Source organism: Micromonospora sp. NBRC 110037 (genome assembly GCF_001652995.1).
GTDB classification, from domain to species: Bacteria; Actinomycetota; Actinomycetes; order Mycobacteriales; family Micromonosporaceae; genus Micromonospora; species Micromonospora chalcea.
The window spans coordinates 74,857-94,541 of the sequence record NZ_BBVA01000005.1 but is presented as its reverse complement, the minus strand read 5'-3'; the positions used below and the strand labels follow the sequence as shown (position 1 = coordinate 94,541).

Below are 19,685 nucleotides of genomic sequence, written 5' to 3'. Positions count from 1 at the left end.
CATGCAGGTCACCATGACCGTCAACGACGTCGAGGTCACCCGGGAGATCGAGGGCCGGCTGCTGCTTGTGCACTTCCTGCGCGACGTGCTGGGCCTGACCGGCACGCACTCGGGCTGCGACACCAGCAACTGCGGCACCTGCGTCGTCTGGCTCGACGGCGAACCGGTGAAGTCGTGCACCGTGCTGGCCGCGATGGCCGGCGGCCACCAGGTGCGTACCGTCGAGGGCCTGGCCAAGGGCGCGGAGCTCGACCCGGTCCAGCAGGGCTTCATGCAGTGCCACGGCCTGCAGTGCGGCTTCTGCACGCCCGGCATGATGATGACCGCTCGGGCGCTGCTCAACCGCAACCCGGACCCGACCGAGGCGGAGATCCGCGAAGCGATCTCCGGCCAGATCTGCCGCTGCACCGGCTACGCCACCATCGTGCGCTCGGTGCGCTGGGCCGCCGTGCACGAGGCGAACGCGGCCGCCGCGGTCACCGAGACCACCGAATCACCCGAAGCCGGCGAGATCGACAACGCCGGCCGGCCCGCCGGGAGCGTCGTATGACGACTGTGCACGAGCGCGTGGACACCTTCCACGACAACGACCAGAAGCCGGTGGGCTACGGCCGGATGCTGCGGAAAGAGGATCCGCGCTTCGTGCGCGGCCGGGGCCGGTTCGTCGACGACGTCCGGCTGCCCGGGCTGCTGCACCTGGCCATCCTCCGCTCGCCGGTGGCCCACGCGCGGATCCTGAGCATCGACACGAGCGCCGCCGAGGCATCCCCCGGCGTCAAGGCGGTAGTGACCGGGGCGATGCTGGCCGAGCAGGGTCTGGCCTGGATGCCGACGCTCTCCAACGACGTGCAGGCCGTGCTCGCCACCGACAAGGTGCGCTTCCAGGGCCAGGAGGTGGCGTTCGTCGTCGCCGAGGACCCGTACGCGGCGCGGGACGCGCTGGAGCTGATCGACGTCGAGTACGACGTCCTCGACCCGGTCGTCGACGCCCGCCGCGCGCTGGAACCGGACGCCCCGGTGATCCGCGACGACCTGGAGGGCAAGACCGACAACCACTGCTTCGACTGGGAGACCGGCGACGAGGCGGCCACCGCGGCGGTGTTCGCCCGGGCGGACGTCGTGGTCAGCCAGGACCTGGTCTATCCGCGGGTGCACCCGGCGCCGATGGAGACGTGCGGCGCGGTCGCCGACTTCGACGCCGTCGAGGGCAAGCTGCGCCTCTGGTCCACCACGCAGGCGCCGCACGCGCACCGCACCCTCTACGCCCTGGTGGCGGGCATCCCCGAGCACAAGATCCAGGTGATCTCGCCGGACATCGGCGGTGGCTTCGGCAACAAGGTGCCGATCTATCCGGGGTACGTCTGCGCGATCGTCGCCTCGATCGTCACCGGGAAGCCGGTGAAGTGGATGGAGGACCGCTTCGAGAACCTGATCAGCACCGGCTTCGCCCGCGACTACATCATGCGTGGTGAGATCGCGGCGACCCGTGACGGCCGGATCCTGGCCATCCGCACCAACGTCCTCGCCGACCACGGCGCCTTCAACGGCACCGCCGCGCCGGTGAAGTACCCGGCCGGTTTCTTCGGCGTCTTCACCGGCAGCTACGACATCGAGGCCGCGTACTGCAAGATGACGGCGGTCTTCACGAACAAGGCGCCCGGCGGCGTGGCGTACGCCTGTTCGTTCCGCATCACCGAGGCCGTCTACCTCGTCGAGCGGATCGTCGACTGCCTCGCCGACGAACTGGGCATGGACCCGGCCGAGCTGCGGCTGAAGAACTTCATCCGGCCGGAGCAGTTCCCGTACACGACGAAGACGGGCTGGGTGTACGACTCCGGCGACTACGAGCCGACGATGCGGCTGGCGATGGAGATGGCCGGCTACGCCGACCTGCGGCGCGAGCAGCAGGAGAAGCGGGCCCGGGGCGAGCTGATGGGCATCGGGGTCGCGTTCTTCACCGAGGCCGTCGGCGCCGGGCCGCGCAAGAACATGGACATCCTCGGCCTGGGCATGGCCGACGGTTGCGAGTTGCGCGTGCACCCGACCGGCAAGGCGGTGGTCCGGCTCAGCGTGCAGTCCCAGGGTCAGGGGCACGAGACGACGTTCGCGCAGATCGTCGCGGAGGAGATCGGCATTCCGCCGGACGACATCGACGTGCTGCACGGCGACACCGACAACACGCCGTTCGGCCTCGGCACGTACGGCAGCCGATCCACCCCGGTCTCCGGCGCCGCGGCGGCCCTGGTCGCCCGCAAGGTCCGCGACAAGGCCCGGATCATCGCCTCCGGCATGCTGGAGGTCTCGGTCGCCGACCTGGAGTGGGACAAGGGTTCCTTCCGGGTCAAGGGCGATCCGGGTAAGAGCGTGACGATCCAGGACATCGCGATGCGGGCCCACGGCGCCGGTGACCTGCCCGAGGGCGTCGAGGGCGGGTTGGAGGCGCAGATCTGCTACAACCCGTCGAACCTGACGTATCCGCACGGGGCGTACATCTGCGTGGTGGACATCGACCCCGGCACCGCGCAGGTCAAGGTGCGGCGGTTCATCGCCGTCGACGACTGCGGCACCCGGATCAACCCCATGATCATCGAGGGGCAGGTGCACGGCGGGCTGGCCGACGGGGTCGGCATGGCCCTGATGGAGATGATCGCGTTCGACGAGGACGGCAACTGCCTCGGCGCGTCGCTGATGGACTACCTGCTGCCCACCGCGCTGGAGGTGCCCGACTGGGAGACCGGCTTCACCGTCACCCCGTCCCCGCACCACCCGATCGGCGCGAAGGGTGTGGGCGAGTCCGCCACCGTCGGCTCCCCGCCCGCGATCGTCAACGCGATCGTCGACGCGCTCGAACCCTTCGGCGTACGGCATGCCGACATGCCGTTGACGCCGTCGCGCGTCTGGGACGCGATGCGCGGCAACGCCCGCCCGCCGATCTAGGGGAGGTGGCCATGACGACTATCGCCCGCCGTACGCGGGATCTGACCGTCTCGCGCGCGCCGTTCGTGCACGCCACGGTGGTCCGGGCGCAGGACCCGACGTCGGCCCGGCCCGGCGACGACGCGGTGATCCTGCCCGACGGCACCATCGAGGGTTTCGTCGGCGGGGTGTGCGCCGAGAACTCGGTGCGGGCGGCCGCCCTGGACACCCTCCGCGACGGCAAGGCGCTGCTGCTGCGGGTCCTGCCGGACGGCACGCCCGCCTTTCCCGACACGCCGGGGGCACGGGTCGTGGTCAACCCGTGCCACTCGGGCGGGGCGCTGGAGATCTTCCTGCGCCCGGTGCTACCGGTACCCGTGCTGGGTCTGGTGGGCGACACGCCGATCAGCGCGGCGGTGGCCACCCTGGCGGCCTTCCTCGACTTCGAGGTGGCGACGTCCGGCGACTACGCCGGCGCGACAGCGGTCGTGGTGGCCGGCCTCGGCAGGGGCGAGCAGGACGCCATCCGCGCCGCCCTGGACGCCGGGGTGGGGCACATCGCGCTGGTCGCCAGCCGAAGGCGCGGGGCGGCGGTGCTCGACGAACTGGCGCTGTCCGACGCGGAGCGCGCCCGGGTCCGGACCCCGGCCGGGCTGGAGATCGGGGCGCGCTCACCACAGGAGATCGCACTGTCGATCATGGCCGAGGTGGTACGGGCGCTGCGGGTGGACGGCCTCGCTTCCTCCCCCGCACCACCCGCGGCGCTCCCCCAGCAAGCAGTCGACCCGGTGTGCGGGATGACAGTCCTGGTCGGACCGGACACCCCGCACGTGCGGATCGACGGCACCGACCACTGGTTCTGCTGCCCCGGCTGCCTCGACCGGCACGTGGCGGCGTAGCCGTGTTCGTGACCGGCCTGGTTCTGGCCGCCGGGGCCTCGGTACGCCTCGGCGAGGCCAAACAGCTGCTGCCGTACCGCGGGCGGACGCTGCTCGACGCCACCCTCGACCTGGCCCGCTCGTGCGCCTTCGACCAGTTGCTGGTGACCCTCGGTGGCGCCGCCGACCTGATCCGCGAACGGGTGGACCTGACCGGGGTCCAGGTCGTCGAGAACGCCGAGTTCAGCACTGGTTGCGGATCGTCGGTCCGCGCCGCGACGCAGGCGGTGGACCCGCGCGCCGACGGGCTCGTGCTCCTGCTCGGCGACCAACCAGGCGTAGGGGCCGCCGACGTACGCCGGGTCGTGGCGGCGACCACCCCGCTCGCGGTGTGCCGGTACGCCGACGGTCTGGGGCACCCGTTCTGGTTCGCCCGCGACGTCCTGCCGGAGCTGCGTGTCCTGCACGGGGACAAGGCGGTGTGGAAGCTGCTGCACTCCGGCCGGTACCCGGTCACGGAGATACCTGTGGACGGGCCGGCGCCGATCGACGTGGACACCCGCGCGGACTACCGGCGGCTGCTCTCGGGCGAGGCGCGGTGAAGGACCCCCTGGCCGTTCGGCGCCGGCTCGACGCCGTCGACTACCTGGCCGACGACGGCATGGCGATGGCCGTCTTCCTCGCGCTCAAGCTGGGCAAGCCGCTGCTGCTCGAGGGTGAGCCCGGCGTCGGCAAGACGGCGGCGGCGAAGGCGCTGGCGCGGGCGCTGGACACGACGCTGATCCGGCTGCAGTGCTACGAGGGCCTGACGCCCGGCGAGGCGCTGTACGAATGGAACTACCAGCGGCAGTTGCTCGCCATCCGGCTGGCCGAGGCCCGGCACGCCTCGCTCACCGACGCCGACCTGTTCGCCGCGGAGTTCCTGCAGGAACGGCCGATCCTGCGGGCGGTACGCCACCCGGGGCCGGTCCCGCCGGTGCTGCTGATCGACGAGATCGACCGGGCCGACGACGAGTTCGAGGCGCTGCTGTTCGAGTTCCTCGGCGAGTCCGGGATCACCATCCCCGAGCTGGGCACGTTCACCGCGACCACGCCGCCGATCGTGGTGCTCACCTCCAACCGCAGCCGCGACCTGCACGACGCGCTGCGCCGCCGCTGCCTGTACCACTGGATCGACTTTCCGCAGATGGACCGGGCCACCGAGATCGTCCGGCGGGCCGTGCCGGGCGCCACCGAAGGGCTGATCCGCACGGCGACCGCCTTCGTCGGCGACGTACGTGCCCTCGGCCTGGACAAGGCGCCCGGCATGGCCGAGGCCATCGACTGGGTCGCCGCGCTGTCAGTGCTCGGCGCCGCCGACCTCTCCGCCGACGACGTCGTCCGGACCATCGGCACCATCGCCAAGACCCCCGACGACCGCGCCGCCGTCGCCGCCGCGCTCGGCGCACACCAGGAGAGGCCGGCATGAAGATCACCAACGAGTTCACCGTCGACATTCCGATCGCGCAGGCGTGGGCGATCCTCACCGACCTGGAGGGCGTCGCGCCGTGCCTGCCGGGCGCCCAGTTGACCGGCGTCGACGGCGACGTCCACCAGGGCACGGTGAAGGTCAAGGTCGGCCCGGTCGTCTCCGAGTTCGCCGGCACCGCACGTTTCGTCGAGAAGGACGAGGAGCGGTACCGGGGGGTGATCGAGGCGAAGGGCCGCGACCGGCGGTCGGCGGCGAACGCGTCCGCCCTGGTCACCGCCGAGCTGCGGCCGGACGGTCAGCGCACAGTCGTCAACGTGGACACCGATCTGAAGATCTCGGGGCGGCTGGCCCAGTTCGGCAGCGGCATGATCAAGGAGGTGTCCGGCAAGCTGCTCGCCCAGTTCGTCGCCAACCTCGAAGCGAGGCTGGCGGCAGAGGAGACCGGCGACCCGCACGCGGCCACCGCGCCTGACGCGTCCGAGCCCGCGCCGGCCGTCGCCGCCACGCCCGACCGCGCCACGTCCGCCGCGACCGGGCCCGACGCCTCCACGGCCCTGCCCCGTACCCTCGCGGCCGACGCGGACGCCACCCCGTCCGGGACCATCGTGGCCGGCACCCCCGTGGCCGTCTCGGCGCCCACCGGTCGACCGGATGCCGACGCCGACGCCGAACCGGAGACGCTGGACCTGCTCGACATCGCCGGTGGGGCCGTCGTCAAGCGCCTCGTGCCGGTGCTCGTCGGGATCGTCGTCGTCGGTGGGATGATCGCCTGGTGGGTCGCCCGCCGGTGAGCGGCGGTGTGCTGCGCGGCGTCGACCGCGCGGCGTTCGCGACGGCGTTCGCCGACCGGTTGCGGCGGGCCGGCGTACCCGCCGGGCTCACCGAGGCCGGTGATTTCGTCCGGGCGCTCGGCGTGTGGACGCCCGGTGAGACGACCGCGCTCTACTGGGCCGCCCGGATCAGCTTCGTGCGGCGGCACGCCGACCTCGCCGCCTTCGACCGCGTCTTCGCCGCTGTCTTCGCCGACGCGCCGCCGCTGCCGCTCACCCGGTCCGCGGCCCCGCCGGGGACCCGGGACGACGTGCACCTGCCGGTGCCCGCCGACACCGACGCCACCGGCGACGGTGGTGGGCTGCCGTGGGCGACGTTGCCGGCGCCCGTCGCCGAGGCGGAGCCCTCCGACGCCGGGGTGCGGCTGCCCGAGCGACGGCCCAGCGCCCTCGCCGGGCTCGCCGACCGGCCGTTCGAGGACCTCGACGCCGCCCAGCTCGCGCTGCTCGGCGACGCCTTGCGCGAGGCCGTCGCCCGCTGGCCGTCCCGGCGCACCAGGCGGCACGCCGTCGGTCCGGCCGGGCGGCGGGTCGCGCTGCGTCCGACTATCGCCCGGGCCCGTCGCACCGCGTGGGAGCCCGTCGAGGTCGTCCGCGAGCGACAGGTACGCCGACCGCGCCGGGTGGTGCTGCTGTGCGACCTCAGCGAGTCGATGCGGGCCCAGGCCCACGCGTACCTGCACCTGCTGCGGGCCTTCGCGGTGACCACCGACGCGGAGGTGTTCGCCTTCGCCACGACGCTCACCCGGCTCACCGTCGTGCTGCGGCACACGTCGGCGTCCGCGGCGATCGCGCACGCCGGCGCCGCCGTGACCGACCGGTTCGGGGGTACGCGCATCGCGACGAACCTGCGGGCACTGCTCGCGTCCCCGCACGGCGACGCGGTTCGCGGGGCGGTGGTGCTGATCGGCTCGGACGGCTGGGACAGCGACCCCTCGGACGAACTCGCCGCCGTGATGGCACGGCTGAGCCGCCGCGCCCACCGGATCGTCTGGCTGAACCCACGGGCCGGCGCCCCCGGCTTCGCTCCCCTGGTGGCGGGCATGGCCGCGGCCCTGCCCTACTGTGACCGGCTGCTGCCGGCCGCGACGTTCCGGGACCTGCTGGACGCCGCCGGTCAGCTCCAGAGCGTCACGTGCACCGAGGGCCGGAAGCGGTTCACCGCGACGCCCACGCCGCGCATCATCGCCTGAATCGCCCGGGGCGTCGACGCGAAGCGGCACAGTTCCGCTGCCACGGACGGTGTGCCGGGTGTGACGAGCACCAGCGAGTGCCACACCGCCTCGGCCTTGGCGTGCGGCCCGGACAACGCCACGAGTTGGCCGCTGCGGAGATCCGGCGCGACGGTGAACGACAGCGCGGGCGCGATCCCCCGGCCGCGCTGCGCCTCACCCAGCGCCGCCGCGTGGCTCTGGAAGATCTGCTGCCGCTCCTCGGGTACGCCGAGCCGGCGCAGCATCGCCGGGACAGCGCCCACGGTGTCGGTGGCCGAAGGGCCGAGCAGCCAGGTCTGGTCACGCAGCTGCCCCGGCGAGGCCGGCACACCGGCCAGCGGATGGTCCGGGCCGAGGACAGTCACCAGCCGGTAGTTCATCATCGGCCGGCCGGAGATCGCCGGATCAGCCACCGGCGGCAGCGGCCCCATCGCGACGTCCGCGGCCCGGGTCAGCAGCAGCGACTCGAAGGAGCCGGGGTCGCAGACGCTCAGCTCGATGTCGAGGTCGGCGGCGCGTCTGGCGAACAGCTCGATCAGTCTCGGCGCGGCGAACTCGGCGAACTCGCTGGACGCGGCGACCCGCAGCATCCGGCGGCCGTGTGCCGCCGAACTGACCTCCAGGACCGTACGGTCCTGCAGGCCCAGCATCTCGGCCGCGCGGCTGGCGAGCCGCAGCCCGCCGGGGGTGAAGGCCAGCCCCGCCGCCGTCCGGGTGAACAACTGGTCTCCGAACTCCCGCCGGAGCTGGCCGATGAGCAGCGAGACCGCCGACTCGGAGACCTCCAGTTGCGCGGCGGCCTGCTTGACGGATCCCAGCCGGACGACAGCGACGTAGGCCCGTAGCTGCGTCGGAGTCATCGGCGTCGACCCGCCCTTCTGCTGCGCCGTGGACTGCTGCGGGCAGCCCGCGGTGTACCCCGATCATTCCCCGCCGATTGCCTCGCCGCCAGGGACAGCGCGCCCGGAGCGATCCGGCCGGTACGCGGGGTGAGTGCCCGATCAGGCGTCGGTGTCGGTGAGCAGCCGGGCGGCCAGGGCGCGTATCTCGTCCTTGAGTTCGTCCGGGCGCTCGATCGTGAACGACCAGCCGAGCCCGGCGAGCATCTGTGCCGCGCCGTCGAGCCGTTCCGCTCGGGCGGTGAGGCGCACTCCGCCGGGAACCTCGGTGAGCGTGCCGACCGAGGGCGGGATCCGTCGCTGCGCCTGCTCCGGGCTGGTGTGCAGCACCACGGAGATGTCGTGTGCGTACGGCACTGCTGCCAGCCCGGTGAGTACCTGCGTGGTGGGATCGAAGCCGGCCGGGATGTCGAACCTGCCCGGGGTGGGGCGGGCGGTCCCGATGCGGTCGAGCCGGAACGTCCGTACGGCCCGGCGGTTGTGGTCGTGGCCGGTGACGTACCACCGGCCGGCGTGGAAGACCAGCCCGTACGGGTCGAGTCGGCGCTCGCCGACCTCGCCACGCCAGGTGGTGTAGGTGATGTCCACCGGTTGCTGATGCCGGGCCGCTTCCGCGAGCACCAGCAGCACCTCGATGCCGGGCGGGGCGGACTTCCGGACCCGTGCGGTGAAGTCCACGGTCTCCAGCAGCGAATCGATCCGCCGGGCGAGAACCGCCGGCAACACCCGGCGGATCTTCGCGGTCGCGCTCTCGGCGGCCGCGCCTTCGGCGGTGACCAGCCCGGCCCGGCGGGCGGCGACGAGCCCGAGCATGACGGCGACCGCCTCCTCGTCGGTGAGCATGAGTGGCGGCAGCTTGTATCCGGGCGCGAGCCGGTATCCGCCGTAGCGACCGCGCCGGGCCTCGACCGGGATGCCCAGGTCGGCGAGGTGCGCGGCGTAGCGGCGGACCGTGCGCTCGTCGACGCCCAGCCGACCGGCCAGGTCGGCGACGGTGAAGCCGCCGCCGGCCTGGAGGATCTCCAGCAACGCCAGTACGCGCGCGGTCGGCCGGGTCACGAATCCCCACTTCCAATCCGGGCGGAACCTGTCCGGTATTGATCGTAGCGTGTCAGGCATGACGACCTTCGTACTGGTTCCCGGGTTCTGGCTCGGCGCATGGGCCTGGCGCCCGGTCACCGCCGCCCTGCGCGGGCACGGCCACGAGGTGTACCCGCTGAGCCTGACCGGTCTGGGCGAGCGCGCCCACCTGGCCCGCCCGGACACCGACCTCGACGTCCACGTCACCGACGTGGTCAACCTGCTGCGCTACGAGGACCTGCACGACGTGGTGCTCGTCGGGCACAGCTACGCCGGCGCGGTCGTGACGACCGCCGTTGCCGACCGCATGACCGACCGCATCGCCCAACTGGTCTTCGTCGACACCGGCCCGCTGCCCGACGGGGCGGCGAACGAGGACTTCAGCCCGCCCCCGGAGCGTGACCGCAACGCGGCGATGGTGGCCGAACACGGCGACGGCTGGCGGCTGCCACCCCCGCCGTGGGCCGGGCTGGCGGCGAGCGCAGCAGACGTGGATGAGTCGGTCGTCGCGTTGCTCGATGAGCGGTCGGTGGCCCAGCCGTGGGCGACTGCCACCACCCCGGTGCGGCTCACCGGCGCGTGGGAGAAGCTGCCCCGCCTCGGCGTGCTGTCGAGCTTCACCGCCGAGCAGGCACGCGAGATGGCCGCCACCGTGCCGCTGTGCCGGCACATGGCCGGCGATTCGTGGCGGTACGAGGAACTGCCGACATGGCACTGGCCGATGCTCAGCCGACCGGCCGAGCTGGCCCGGATCCTGCACGAGGCCAGGCCGACGGTGTAGCCCGCGGTGCCCGGGCGACCGCGCCCCAGGTCACCCGGGCACAAACATGGGGAACCATCGAACACAGCCGGTGCTCAGATGTTGGAGCCGTCCGGCGGCAGCCCGGGCGGTGGCTGCGGGGATCCGCCCCGGCCGGCAGCCGGTGGACAGGACATGCCCAGGGTGTAGGCCGTCATGGACAACGAGCCGTAGGCGTAGCCGTCGACGAGGACCTCGGTGTCGGGGGTGTCCATGGCGGCGGCCAGACCGGCGAGATACAACGCCGGGATGAAGTGATCCGGTGTCGGTACCGCACGGCGGAAGTCCCCGTGGGCGTCGAGGGTCGCGTACTCGCCCGGATCGGTCAACATCCGGGCCTTGGCGTCCTCGTCGAAGCGTCGCGCCCAGTCGAAGCCGTCGTCGGTCAGCGTCCAGTCCATGCCGCGCAGGTTGTGCACGACATTGCCGCTCGCCACGATCAGCACGCCGCGCCGACGCAGTGGAGCGAGCCGGGCGCCGAGTTGAAGGTGGTAGTCCATCGGCTTGTCGGCGTTGATGCTGAGCTGGACGACGGGAATCGTCGCGTCCGGAAAGGCGTGCATCAGCACCGACCAGGTGCCATGGTCGATGCCCCAGCTGTCGACGTCCGCCCCGACCCAGGTCGGATGGACGACGTCACTGACCTCCTCAGCCAGCTCGGGCAGCCCCGGCGCCGGGTACTGCACCTCGAACAGCTCCTGCGGAAACCCGTAGAAGTCGTGGATGGTCCTCGGCCGGGGCATCGCGGTGACGGCCGTGGCGTTGATGTACCAATGGGCGCTGACCACCAGGATCGCGCGGGGACGCGGCACCGCGGCGCCGAAGGCTCTCCACGCGGAGGTGTACCGGTTGACCTCGAGGGCGTTCATCGGGTTGCCGTGGCCCAGGAACGCCGCGGGCATCAACACATCCAGGGCCGGATGTACGTCTGAAGGCACGTGGGCTTCCCTCCGTGGAGGACCGGATCGTACGGCGCGGCCCGCCGGACCTGAATGTCACGATAGCGCCGACCGCGACGTGACGTGGGGTGATCAGGCGGTCGGATGGGAGAGCGCCACGGCGATGGCTGGTCCGATCGCGACGCTGAGCAGGTAGGCGAGGTTGAACAGGCCCAGTGCTTCGGCCCGGTGGGAGCCGGATACGACGCCGGCCGCGTGCAGGGCGAGTACGCCTTGGCCGGTCGCGGCGGCCAAGGAGCCGAGCGTCATCGCCGCAAGCAGCAGCGGTACAGCGGTGGTGACCGTCGCCAGCAGCAGCGCGGCGGCGCCGGTGAGGAGCAACACGGCGACCGCGACGCGGCGTGGCACTCGCACGGATGCCGCGACCAGGAACCCGGAGCAGATGCCGCCGATCAGGTACGGCGCCAGCAGCACGAGCCCGCTCTGGGTGCCTGCCCATCCCGCGTGCTGTCGCAGCAGGTCCGGCGCGGCGTAGAGCAGGGCGAAGTTCCCCGCTCCCAGCGCGAAGGCCAGCGCGCACGCCGCGAGGAACCGGCCGTTCCGTGCCACCGCAGCAGGCAGGAAGCCGTCCGGGCGGACCTTGGTCCAGACCACCAGCAGAGGCAGCAGCACGACGGTGGCCGGGCCGGCCACCAGCGGCCGGTGCGGAATGAGGACGGCTGCGGTGACCAGCATGGCCAGGATGGTCATCCCGAAGAAATCGAACGGCGCCGGCGCCGCGTCCGGTGCGGTGGTGCCGCGGCGAGTCGCGGGCACGGCGAGCACCGCCAGCAGCGGCAACGCCAGCGCCGCCTGCCACGAGGAGAGGTCGGCGATCAGTGCGCCGGTCAGCGGACCGGTGGCCCCGACGACCGCCAGCGACGCGGCGACCACGCCCATCTGCCGGGCCGAGTCGGCCAGTTTCATCGCGGTCACGGTGAGGCCGGCAGACCCCAGTCCCTGCACCGCCGCACCGGCCACCATCGCCGACACGCTCGGGATCAGCACGAGGATGAGCGTCCCCGCTGCCACCAGCGCGGACGCGACGGTCAGGGCCGCTCGTACGCCGCGACGGGCGAGCAGCGCCGCCAACAGCGGCGTCCCCAACGCGATCCCCCAGCCGAAGGCGGTCACACCGGCGGCCGCGGCCTGTTCCCCACCACCCGTCGCGCGCGCCAGGTCGTCGAGCAGCAGTGCCGGTGCGGCAATCCCGAACGACAGCGGACCGGCCAGCAGGGCGAGCCAGGGTGTGGCCACCCGCCCCGGTGCGAGTTGCCTGTCGCGGTGAGCGGCTCGGCGCCGCTGTAGCTGATCCATGTCGTTCCTCCGGTGTCGGCTCGGTTCAGCCTTCCCGGGGCTCCTTACCGTCGGCTGATGGCCGGCTGACGTACGCGTCGGTGACCCCGCGCCGCTTCCCGCCGAGCAGACCGACGGCCGGCGGACCTTCGCGGGACGGGACAGCCGGCTGGCTAGTGTGAAGCGATGAGGTTCGGAGTGCTGGGCGACGTTGCGGTGTGGACGTCGGACGGCACACCTGTCGCCGTGCCCGGCCTCAAAGTGCGTGGTCTGCTGGCTGACCTGCTGGTTCACGAGGGGCGCCCGGTGACCGCCGACCGGCTGATCGAAGATCTCTGGGGTGACGAGGCGCCGGGCAACGCGCTCGGGGCGCTCCAGACCAAGGTGTCGCAGTTGCGGCGTGCCCTGGAGGCGGGCGAGGCGGGTGGCCGTGCGCTGGTCGAGTCCGGTGAGGCCGGCTACCGGCTGCGGACGTCGTCGGAATCGGTCGACGCCGGTCGCTTCGCCGCTCTGTTGCTACGTTCGGGCGCGCAGCGGGAGCCCGCTGTGCGGGCGGCGACGCTGACGGAGGCTCTGTCGCTGTGGCGCGGTTCCCCGTACGCCGACTTCAGTGACGAGCGATTCGTCCGCCAGGCGGTCGAGCGGCTCAACGACCAGCGCCTGACCGCGCTGGAGGAACTGGCCGAGGCCCGGCTCGATCTTGGCCAGCACCACCTGCTCGCCGGGGAACTGACCGACCTGGTCGCAGGCCACCCGTGGCGTGAGCGACTACGGGCCGCGCACCTGCGCGCCCTGTACGGCTCGGGACGGCAGCATGAGGCGCTGTTCGCCTACGAGCAGTTCCGTCGGCAGGCGCGCGACGAACTCGGTGTCGATCCCGGCAGAGAGTTGGTCGAGCTGCACGGGGCGATCCTGCGCCAGGATCCCGCCCTCCAGCCGCCGGCACCGGCGTCGGCTCCGGCCCGAACCAACCTGCCGGCGCCTCTGTCGCCGGGTCCGTACGGCGGACTGATCGGGCGCGACGCGGCCGTCGAGGCGGTACGGGAGCGGCTGACGAACGAGCGGCTGGTGACCCTGACCGGTCTGGGTGGGGTGGGAAAGAGCAGGTTGGCGATCGAGGCCGCTCGGGTGCCGGGTGACACGTTCCCCGCTGGAGTGTGGCTCGTCGAGCTGGCCGGCCGGCCGTACAGCGGCGACCACGCGACCCGCACCGAGATCGTCGACATGGTGGCGGCGACGCTCGAGATCCGAGACGACAGTCCGCCCGGCCTGCCCGGTGATCGACCACCCCGCGAGCCGATGGACCGGCTGGTCGCCGCGCTGCGAGGTCGGCGGATGCTGTTGCTGCTCGACAACTGCGAACACGTGGTGGCGTCAGTCGCTCAACTGACCGAGGAACTTCTCGGCGCCGCGGCCGACCTGCGCATCCTGGCGACGAGCCGCGAACCGCTCGGGATCCCCGGCGAAGTCGTCATTCCGGTGCCGCCGCTGGCCCTGCCGGAGCCCGGAGCCGGCGCGCGGCAGATCACCGAGGCTCCGGCGGTTCGGCTCTTCGTAGCCCGCGCCCGCGCCACCGAGCCGGGGTTCACCGTCGATCAGCGGAACACGGACGCGGTCGCCGTCATCTGCCGGCGGCTCGACGGCGTACCGCTGGCGCTGGAACTGGCCGCGTCCCGTCTGGCCGTTCTCGACCCGGACGAGCTGGCGGCACGGCTCGACGATCGCTTCCGGCTGCTGTCATCCGGCCGGCGCACCGCGCCCCCGCGTCAGCAGGGACTTCGCGCCGTGATCGACTGGAGTTGGGAGTTGCTGGCGCCTCCCGAACGCGCGGTGCTGCGCCGGCTCGCGGTCTTCGCCGACGGCGCCACCCTGGCCGCCGCCGAGCAGGTGTGCGCTGGCGGCCAGGTGGCAGCGGACGAGGTCCTCGATGTGCTGGCACGCCTGATCGACCGGTCGCTGGTCATGGTGCGGCACGGTGAGAGTCCGCGACGCTTTCGGCTGCCGGAGACGGTGGCTGCCTACGGTCTGGAACAGCTCGACAGCGCCGCCGAGCTGCCCGCAACTCGTCGCCGTTACGTCACGTGTTTCGCCCGTCTCGCCGAGCAGGCCGCCGGGCGGCTACGTGGTCACGATCAGAGCCGCGCGCTACGCGAGCTGGACGCCGAGAACGCGAACTTCCGGGCGGCGCTCGACGTCGCCGCCACTGACGGTCAGGCCCGCGTGGGCCTGACGCTCGCCACCTCGTTGTCCTGGTACCGGCTGCTCCGGGGTCGGTTCGGAGAGGTGAGCCGGTCACTGCGAACGGCGCTGGACATCGTCCCGAGGAGCGAGGTCGACGTCGCACCGGACGGCCTGCGGCGGCATGCGGAGATGTGGCTCACCGCTCTCGCCACCCGGGACGGCGATCCGACCGCTCCCCGGCAGCGGATCCTGGAGAGCTACCAGGACCACGAGGGGCCGGAGAAGGCGTTCGCGCAGTGGTTGTTCGCCTCCATGATGCTCGGCTCCGGAGATCCGGGCGCGGCGGCCGTCCTGGTCGACGCGGCGCTGGCGGCGTTCCGCGCCGGCGGGGACCGGTGGGGCATCGCTGCCGCCTGCGCCATCCGAGCGGACCTCGCGCTCGTACTCCGCAGCGACCTGCCCGCGGCGCAGCGTGACTGCGAGACCAGCCGGGCGCTGTTCGAGCAACTGGGCGACCGCTGGGGCCAAGTACATCCGACGAGCCTGTTGGGAACCCTGGCCGAGATCCACGGCGACTACGATCGCGCCGCCACGCGCTACCGGGAGGCGTTGCGCATCGCCGAACACCTGCGGCTGTGGACGTCGGTGTCCCGGCAGCTGGCATGCATCGGCCGGCTCGCCATTTTGAGGGGCGACCTCGACGAGGCCGTCGTCAGTCACGACCGCGCGCTACAGGTGGCCCAGGAACAGTCGAGCTCCTCCGCCGTCGCCTTCGCCGGCACGGGCCTGGCAATGATCGCGCGACGGCGGGGCGACCTCGACGCCGCCGAGACCCGGCAGCGGGACCTGCTCGACTGGAACCGCCGTGCCGGCTTCCTGCCGGGCTGCGCGCTCGCGCTGGCCGAGTTGGGGTTCATCGCGGAGCACCGCGGTGATGCTGTCCTCGCCGAGCGCCACCACCGTGAGTCGCTCGACGCGGCGCGCGCCACCGGTGATCAACGGGCGGTCGCCCTGGCTCTCGAGGGCCTGGCCGGGGCCATCAGCCTCGGCGGTGACAGTCGGCCCGCCGCGCGGCTGCTCGCCGCGGCACGGACGCTGCGCGAGGCCGCCGGCGCGCCGCTGCCTCCCAGCGAGCAACACGACGTCCAGCGCATCACCGCCCGCCTCCGGGAGGCGCTCGGCAGCGACGAACTCGCTGCCGAGATGAGCCGCGGCGCACAGCTCGACCTCGACGAACAGCCGTTCAGCGGCGTCGGTAAGGGGGTGGTCAGCGAACGGTAAGCCTGCTCGGCACGGTTGACCGAGTACCGAGCCGACCCAGGAGGCAGCATGCATACCGATGCCAGGATCGCCGTCATCTACTACTCCGCCACCGGCACCGTGCACCGGCTCGCGCAGGCATTTGTCGACGGAGCCGCGGACGCCGGCGCGGAGGTCCGCCTGCGCCGGGTGGCAGAGTTGGCGCCGGAGCACGTCATTGATGCCAAGCCGCAGTGGCGAGCCCACCTCGACGCCACTGGCGACATTCCGGTCGCCACCCTGGACGACCTCCGGTGGGCCAACGGGTACGCCTTCGGCACGCCGACCCGTTTCGGGAACATCTGCTCTCAGCTGCGCCAGTTTCTCGACACCACGACCGGACCATGGCAGGCGGAGGAACTGGCCGACAAGCCGGCGACCGGCTTCACCGCCAGCTACGAGGAACACGGCGGCCAGGAGGCGACTCTGCTCAGCCTCTACCAGACCTTCCACCACTGGGGGTCGATCATCCTGCCTACGGGCTACCTGAACTACGACACCGCTCACGTCGCCGGCGGAAACCCGTACGGCGTCAGCCAGGTGGAGAGCCGCGCCAGCCGGGATCCCGAGTACGCCAGAGCTGTCCTCGAGACGGCCTGCTTCCAGGGCGCACGCCTGACCCGGATGGCAGCCGCTCTCGCCGCCGCCCGCGCGGACAGCAAGCTCGGGTAGGAGCCCGGCGGCGGGAGCAGTACGACACCGGGACGGAATCGTGAGTAGACGCGCGGGTCATGTCGAACATCGGCAGAAGGTGTACGGGGTGTCCGCGCTCAACCCGGTCACGTCATCGGGCACCTTTCGGGGCATGCGCCGAAGGCGATCGTGGGGAACTGATGCGGGGCGCCGCTTCCTCGCCTAAGCTGCATCCGAATACATCGATACCAATCGATAGCAGGTGTCGGCGGCCGGGGCCGGTCCAGGCAGCCACGGGCCTCGCATTCACCGACCCCGATTGGAGTACCCGATGACCTGGCGTCCAACCATCGCCGCACTCACCGGCCTGTGCCTCGCGCTCACCACCGCACCAGGCCCCGCCGGCGCCGCGCCCCCGGCACCTCGGCGCGCCGCTCATGTGAACGTTCACACCTACCCGCTCGCCGGGCCGCCCGGCGCGCCCCCCGGGGTCTGCCCGGGCGGCACCGGGTACGGCCCGCCGCTGCCGGCCGGCTCCGTGTTCGCGACGAAGATCCAGGGCGGGTTCTCGTTCCTCGAAGGACCGGTCTGGATCGCCGAGGGCGGCTACCTGCTGATGTCCGACATGGCCGCGGGCACCGGGCCGTACAACGTGCAGCCCTCCACGATCCGCCGATTCACCCCGCCTTCAACCTTCGACACCTTCATCGCCGACTCCGGCAGCAACGGCCTGGCACTCAGCCCCGACGCCCAGCAGATCATCGCCGCCACCCACGACCAGCGGAACGTCTCCGCGTACCGGCTGAGCGACCGGACCCGCAGCACCGTCGCCGCCGACTACCAGGGCCGGGCGTTCAACTCACCGAACGACGTCACGGTCCGCTCCGACGGCGTCGTCTACTTCACCGACCCCAACTTCCAGCGCGGCAACCGACCCGACCAGATGAGCGGACGTACCAGTGTCTTCCGCGTCTCCGGCGGCCAGGTCTCGCTGGTGGACGACCGGCTGCGGCAACCCAACGGCATCGCGCTCTCCCCGGACGGCGGCACCCTCTACGTGGGTGCCTACTCCGAGAACAAGATCTACAAGTACGTCGTCCAGCCCGACGGCAGCACCGGCGCCCGCAGCGTCTTCGTCAACTACCTCGGCGGTCCCGACGGCGTCACCGTCGACTGCGCCGGCAACGTGTACTGGGCCTCCGGCTCGGACGGGCTGATCCACGTCTACTCGCCCTCAGGCGCGCAGCTCGGCACGATCCGCTCCGGCGGCGCCGGCACCACGAACGTGGCGTTCGGCGGACCCGACCGGCAGACCCTCTACATCACCTCCGGCCGGACGAACGACTCCGGCCTGTACAGCATCCGGCTCAACGTCCCCGGCTACCCGTACTGACCAAGAACCCCGGGAAGGAAAGCACCCGTGCGGACCCATCCTCACCAGCTCCGACACCGCGTACCGCTCGCCCTGCTGATCTGCGCCGGCACCGTCCTGGCCGGCGTACCCGCAAACGCCGCGGCGGCCGCGCCGGCGGCCGGCAGCCGGCCGGCGGCCCGGCTCGCCGCCGACACCAGCCCGCCCACCCGGCCGACCGGCCTGCGCAGCAGCCGGCTGACCTGCCAGTCCGTCACGCTTTCCTGGTACGCGTCCCGGGACAACGTCGGCGTCGCCTTCTACGACATCTACCACGACGGCCAGCTCGTCACCTCGGTCTCGGGACGGACGCTGACCGCCACGCTCAGCGTCGTGCAGGGTGTCACCTGGGGCTGGTACGTCAACGCCCGCGACGCCGTCGGCAACGTCTCGCAGGCCAGCTCCACGCTCTCGGTCACCCCGCCGTTCTGCCAGCAGGACACGACTCCGCCCAGCACGCCGACCAACCTGGCCGCGACGGTGAACGGCACAGCCGTGACCCTCACCTGGTCGGCCTCCACCGACAACGTCGCGGTCACCGGCTACACGATCCTGCGCAACGGTACGGCCGTCGGCTCCACCACCGGCACCGGCGGCAACCCACCGGCGACCACGTTCACCGACACCGGGCTGACGCCCGACACCGACTACCGGTACACGGTGACCGCCCGCGACGCCCAGGGCAATGTCTCGGGGACGAGCGCCGCGGTCACCGCGCACACCGGCACGGGGTGCACGAGCCCGGTGTGCGGCGCCACGGTGGTCACCACCGAGAAGGACCTGCCCTGGGGCCTTGTGCAACTGCCCGACGGCACGGTCCTCTACGGCCGGCGCGACCTGTTCGACATCGTCGCCATGAACCCGGACGGCACCGACAAACGCAGCATCGGCACCGTGCCGAACGTGGCCGGCACCAGCGGCGAGGGCGGCGTGCTCGGGCTGGCCGTCTCGGCCACCTTCACCACCGACCGCTGGCTGTACATCTACCACACCACCACGACCGACAACCGGATCGTGCGCATCCGCTACGACGGCACGCTGCAGACCGGCACCAGGCAGGTGCTCGTCACCGGGATCCCGCGCAACAAGTACCACAACGGCGGCCGGCTGCGCTTCGGCCCCGACGGCAAGCTCTACGCCGCCACCGGCGACGGACAGAACCCCGACGTGGCCCAGGACACCAACAATCTCGGCGGCAAGGTGCTGCGGCTCAACCCCGACGGCACGGTGCCGGCGGACAACCCCTTCGGCAACCACGTGTGGAGCTACGGCCACCGCAACCCGCAGGGCCTCGCCTTCGACTCCCAGGGCCGGCTCTTCGAGCAGGAGTTCGGCAACAACGTCATGGACGAGACCAACATCATCGTCAAGGGCGGCAACTACGGCTGGCCCGCCTGCGAAGGCACCTCCGGCGACTGCGCCAACCCGAGCTTCAGGGCCCCGATCCGGACGTACCCGGTGGCCGAGGCCTCGTGCAGCGGCATCGCGATCGTCCGGGACGTGCTCTACATCGCCTGCCTGCGTGGCAACCGGATGTACCGTGCGGAGATCAGCGGCGACACGCTCACCAACGTCCAGCAGTATTTCGTCGGGACGTACTTCCGGCTGCGCACCGTCGAACCGACCCTCGACGGCAACCTGTGGCTGACCACGAGCACCGGCGGGGACAAGGACAGCACCCCGAACAACAGCAACGAGAAGATCCTCAAGGTGACCCTCGGCGGGGCGGCGTCCAGCCCCACGAGCTGAGGGCGAGCCGGGAATCCGGCACCGCCGGCCCCGGAGGGTGCCCGCGTCGCGCGGGCACCCTCCGAGCGGTCCGGGCCAGTACTGCAGCGGA

16 protein-coding genes are annotated in these 19,685 nt (G+C 72.1%); 12 read left to right on the top strand and 4 right to left on the bottom strand.

Features of this window, described 5'->3' with window-relative positions:
- Position 1: 1 nt before the first annotated feature.
- From A4R25_RS16730 to A4R25_RS16700, 7 genes are read left to right on the top strand one after another with little or no spacing between them, the layout of a single operon-like run.
- A complete protein-coding gene (locus A4R25_RS16730; RefSeq protein ID WP_043325358.1) occupies positions 2-550 on the top strand; it encodes a (2Fe-2S)-binding protein in 549 nt (182 codons plus the stop codon).
- Entirely contained in the window at positions 547-2,937 is a 2,391-nt protein-coding gene (locus A4R25_RS16725) for an aerobic carbon-monoxide dehydrogenase large subunit (RefSeq protein ID WP_064447324.1), read from the top strand. The genes A4R25_RS16730 and A4R25_RS16725 overlap by 4 nt, the downstream gene beginning before the upstream one ends.
- Positions 2,938-2,948: 11 nt before the next feature.
- Positions 2,949-3,815 (top strand): XdhC family protein, encoded by an 867-nt coding sequence (locus A4R25_RS16720; protein WP_064447323.1) that lies wholly within the window; start codon positions 2,949-2,951, stop codon positions 3,813-3,815.
- Between the two features lie 8 nt (positions 3,816-3,823).
- Positions 3,824-4,396: an NTP transferase domain-containing protein gene (locus tag A4R25_RS16715; protein WP_231915553.1), complete on the top strand. Its 573-nt coding sequence runs from the start codon at positions 3,824-3,826 to the stop codon at positions 4,394-4,396.
- The gene (locus A4R25_RS16710; RefSeq protein WP_064447321.1) at positions 4,393-5,262 is read left to right on the top strand and encodes a MoxR family ATPase; all 870 of its coding nucleotides are present in this window, start codon (positions 4,393-4,395) and stop codon (positions 5,260-5,262) included. Before A4R25_RS16715 ends, A4R25_RS16710 begins: the two co-directional genes overlap by 4 nt.
- Positions 5,259-6,056: an SRPBCC family protein gene (locus tag A4R25_RS16705; RefSeq protein ID WP_064447320.1), complete on the top strand. Its 798-nt coding sequence runs from the start codon at positions 5,259-5,261 to the stop codon at positions 6,054-6,056. The genes A4R25_RS16710 and A4R25_RS16705 overlap by 4 nt, the downstream gene beginning before the upstream one ends.
- Positions 6,038-7,288 carry a VWA domain-containing protein gene (locus A4R25_RS16700; RefSeq protein WP_231915552.1) on the top strand — a complete coding sequence of 417 codons (1,251 nt, stop codon included), beginning with the start codon at positions 6,038-6,040 and terminating at the stop codon, positions 7,286-7,288. The genes A4R25_RS16705 and A4R25_RS16700 overlap by 19 nt, the downstream gene beginning before the upstream one ends.
- Here A4R25_RS16700 and A4R25_RS16695 read toward each other — a convergent pair.
- Positions 7,213-8,169, bottom strand: coding sequence for a LysR family transcriptional regulator (locus tag A4R25_RS16695; protein WP_064447319.1), 957 nt, complete (start codon positions 8,167-8,169; stop codon positions 7,213-7,215). The two genes, A4R25_RS16700 and A4R25_RS16695, sit on opposite strands and share 76 nt — an antisense overlap.
- A 141-nt stretch (positions 8,170-8,310) precedes the next feature.
- The gene (locus A4R25_RS16690) at positions 8,311-9,267 is read right to left on the bottom strand and encodes a YafY family protein (protein WP_064447318.1); all 957 of its coding nucleotides are present in this window, start codon (positions 9,265-9,267) and stop codon (positions 8,311-8,313) included.
- Positions 9,268-9,325: 58 nt separating this feature from the next.
- On the opposite strand from A4R25_RS16690, the gene A4R25_RS16685 reads away from it, so the two are divergent.
- On the top strand, positions 9,326-10,069 hold the full coding sequence (locus A4R25_RS16685; protein WP_064447317.1) for an alpha/beta fold hydrolase: 744 nt from the start codon (positions 9,326-9,328) through the stop codon (positions 10,067-10,069).
- Positions 10,070-10,143: 74 nt separating this feature from the next.
- Here the strand turns inward: A4R25_RS16685 and ygiD are convergent, their stop codons facing one another.
- On the bottom strand, positions 10,144-10,989 hold the full coding sequence (ygiD, locus tag A4R25_RS16680; protein ID WP_043325374.1) for a 4,5-DOPA dioxygenase extradiol: 846 nt from the start codon (positions 10,987-10,989) through the stop codon (positions 10,144-10,146).
- 129 nt (positions 10,990-11,118) lie between these two features.
- Entirely contained in the window at positions 11,119-12,342 is a 1,224-nt protein-coding gene (locus A4R25_RS16675; RefSeq protein ID WP_064447316.1) for an MFS transporter, read from the bottom strand.
- Positions 12,343-12,507: 165 nt separating this feature from the next.
- On the opposite strand from A4R25_RS16675, the gene A4R25_RS16670 reads away from it, so the two are divergent.
- The 4 genes from A4R25_RS16670 to A4R25_RS16655 all read left to right on the top strand — a co-directional run bounded on the left by A4R25_RS16670 (position 12,508) and on the right by A4R25_RS16655 (position 19,594).
- Positions 12,508-15,783, top strand: coding sequence for a BTAD domain-containing putative transcriptional regulator (locus tag A4R25_RS16670; RefSeq protein ID WP_231915551.1), 3,276 nt, complete (start codon positions 12,508-12,510; stop codon positions 15,781-15,783).
- Positions 15,784-15,831: 48 nt separating this feature from the next.
- Complete coding sequence (wrbA, locus tag A4R25_RS16665; protein ID WP_064447314.1) at positions 15,832-16,473, top strand: NAD(P)H:quinone oxidoreductase; 642 nt, start codon at positions 15,832-15,834, stop codon at positions 16,471-16,473.
- A gap of 292 nt (positions 16,474-16,765) precedes the next feature.
- The gene (locus tag A4R25_RS16660) at positions 16,766-17,827 is read left to right on the top strand and encodes an SMP-30/gluconolactonase/LRE family protein (protein WP_064447313.1); all 1,062 of its coding nucleotides are present in this window, start codon (positions 16,766-16,768) and stop codon (positions 17,825-17,827) included.
- Between the two features lie 27 nt (positions 17,828-17,854).
- Positions 17,855-19,594: a PQQ-dependent sugar dehydrogenase gene (locus A4R25_RS16655; RefSeq protein ID WP_157539096.1), complete on the top strand. Its 1,740-nt coding sequence runs from the start codon at positions 17,855-17,857 to the stop codon at positions 19,592-19,594.
- The last annotated feature ends 91 nt before the right edge of the window (positions 19,595-19,685 follow it).

Excerpts from the sequence above, each read along its gene's own strand:
- A4R25_RS16670 (WP_231915551.1), top strand. The coding sequence starts at position 12,508 with ATGAGGTTCGGAGTGCTGGGCGACGTTGCGGTGTGGACGTCGGACGGC.
- A4R25_RS16725 (WP_064447324.1), top strand. The coding sequence starts at position 547 with ATGACGACTGTGCACGAGCGCGTGGACACCTTCCACGACAACGACCAG.
- A4R25_RS16720 (WP_064447323.1), top strand. The coding sequence starts at position 2,949 with ATGACGACTATCGCCCGCCGTACGCGGGATCTGACCGTCTCGCGCGCG.
- A4R25_RS16660 (WP_064447313.1), top strand. The coding sequence starts at position 16,766 with ATGACCTGGCGTCCAACCATCGCCGCACTCACCGGCCTGTGCCTCGCG.
- A4R25_RS16730 (WP_043325358.1), top strand. The coding sequence starts at position 2 with ATGCAGGTCACCATGACCGTCAACGACGTCGAGGTCACCCGGGAGATC.
- A4R25_RS16675 (WP_064447316.1), bottom strand. The coding sequence starts at position 12,342 with ATGGATCAGCTACAGCGGCGCCGAGCCGCTCACCGCGACAGGCAACTC.
- ygiD (WP_043325374.1), bottom strand. The coding sequence starts at position 10,989 with ATGCCCGCGGCGTTCCTGGGCCACGGCAACCCGATGAACGCCCTCGAG.
- A4R25_RS16685 (WP_064447317.1), top strand. The coding sequence starts at position 9,326 with ATGACGACCTTCGTACTGGTTCCCGGGTTCTGGCTCGGCGCATGGGCC.
- A4R25_RS16695 (WP_064447319.1), bottom strand. The coding sequence starts at position 8,169 with ATGACTCCGACGCAGCTACGGGCCTACGTCGCTGTCGTCCGGCTGGGA.
- A4R25_RS16705 (WP_064447320.1), top strand. The coding sequence starts at position 5,259 with ATGAAGATCACCAACGAGTTCACCGTCGACATTCCGATCGCGCAGGCG.
- wrbA (WP_064447314.1), top strand. The coding sequence starts at position 15,832 with ATGCATACCGATGCCAGGATCGCCGTCATCTACTACTCCGCCACCGGC.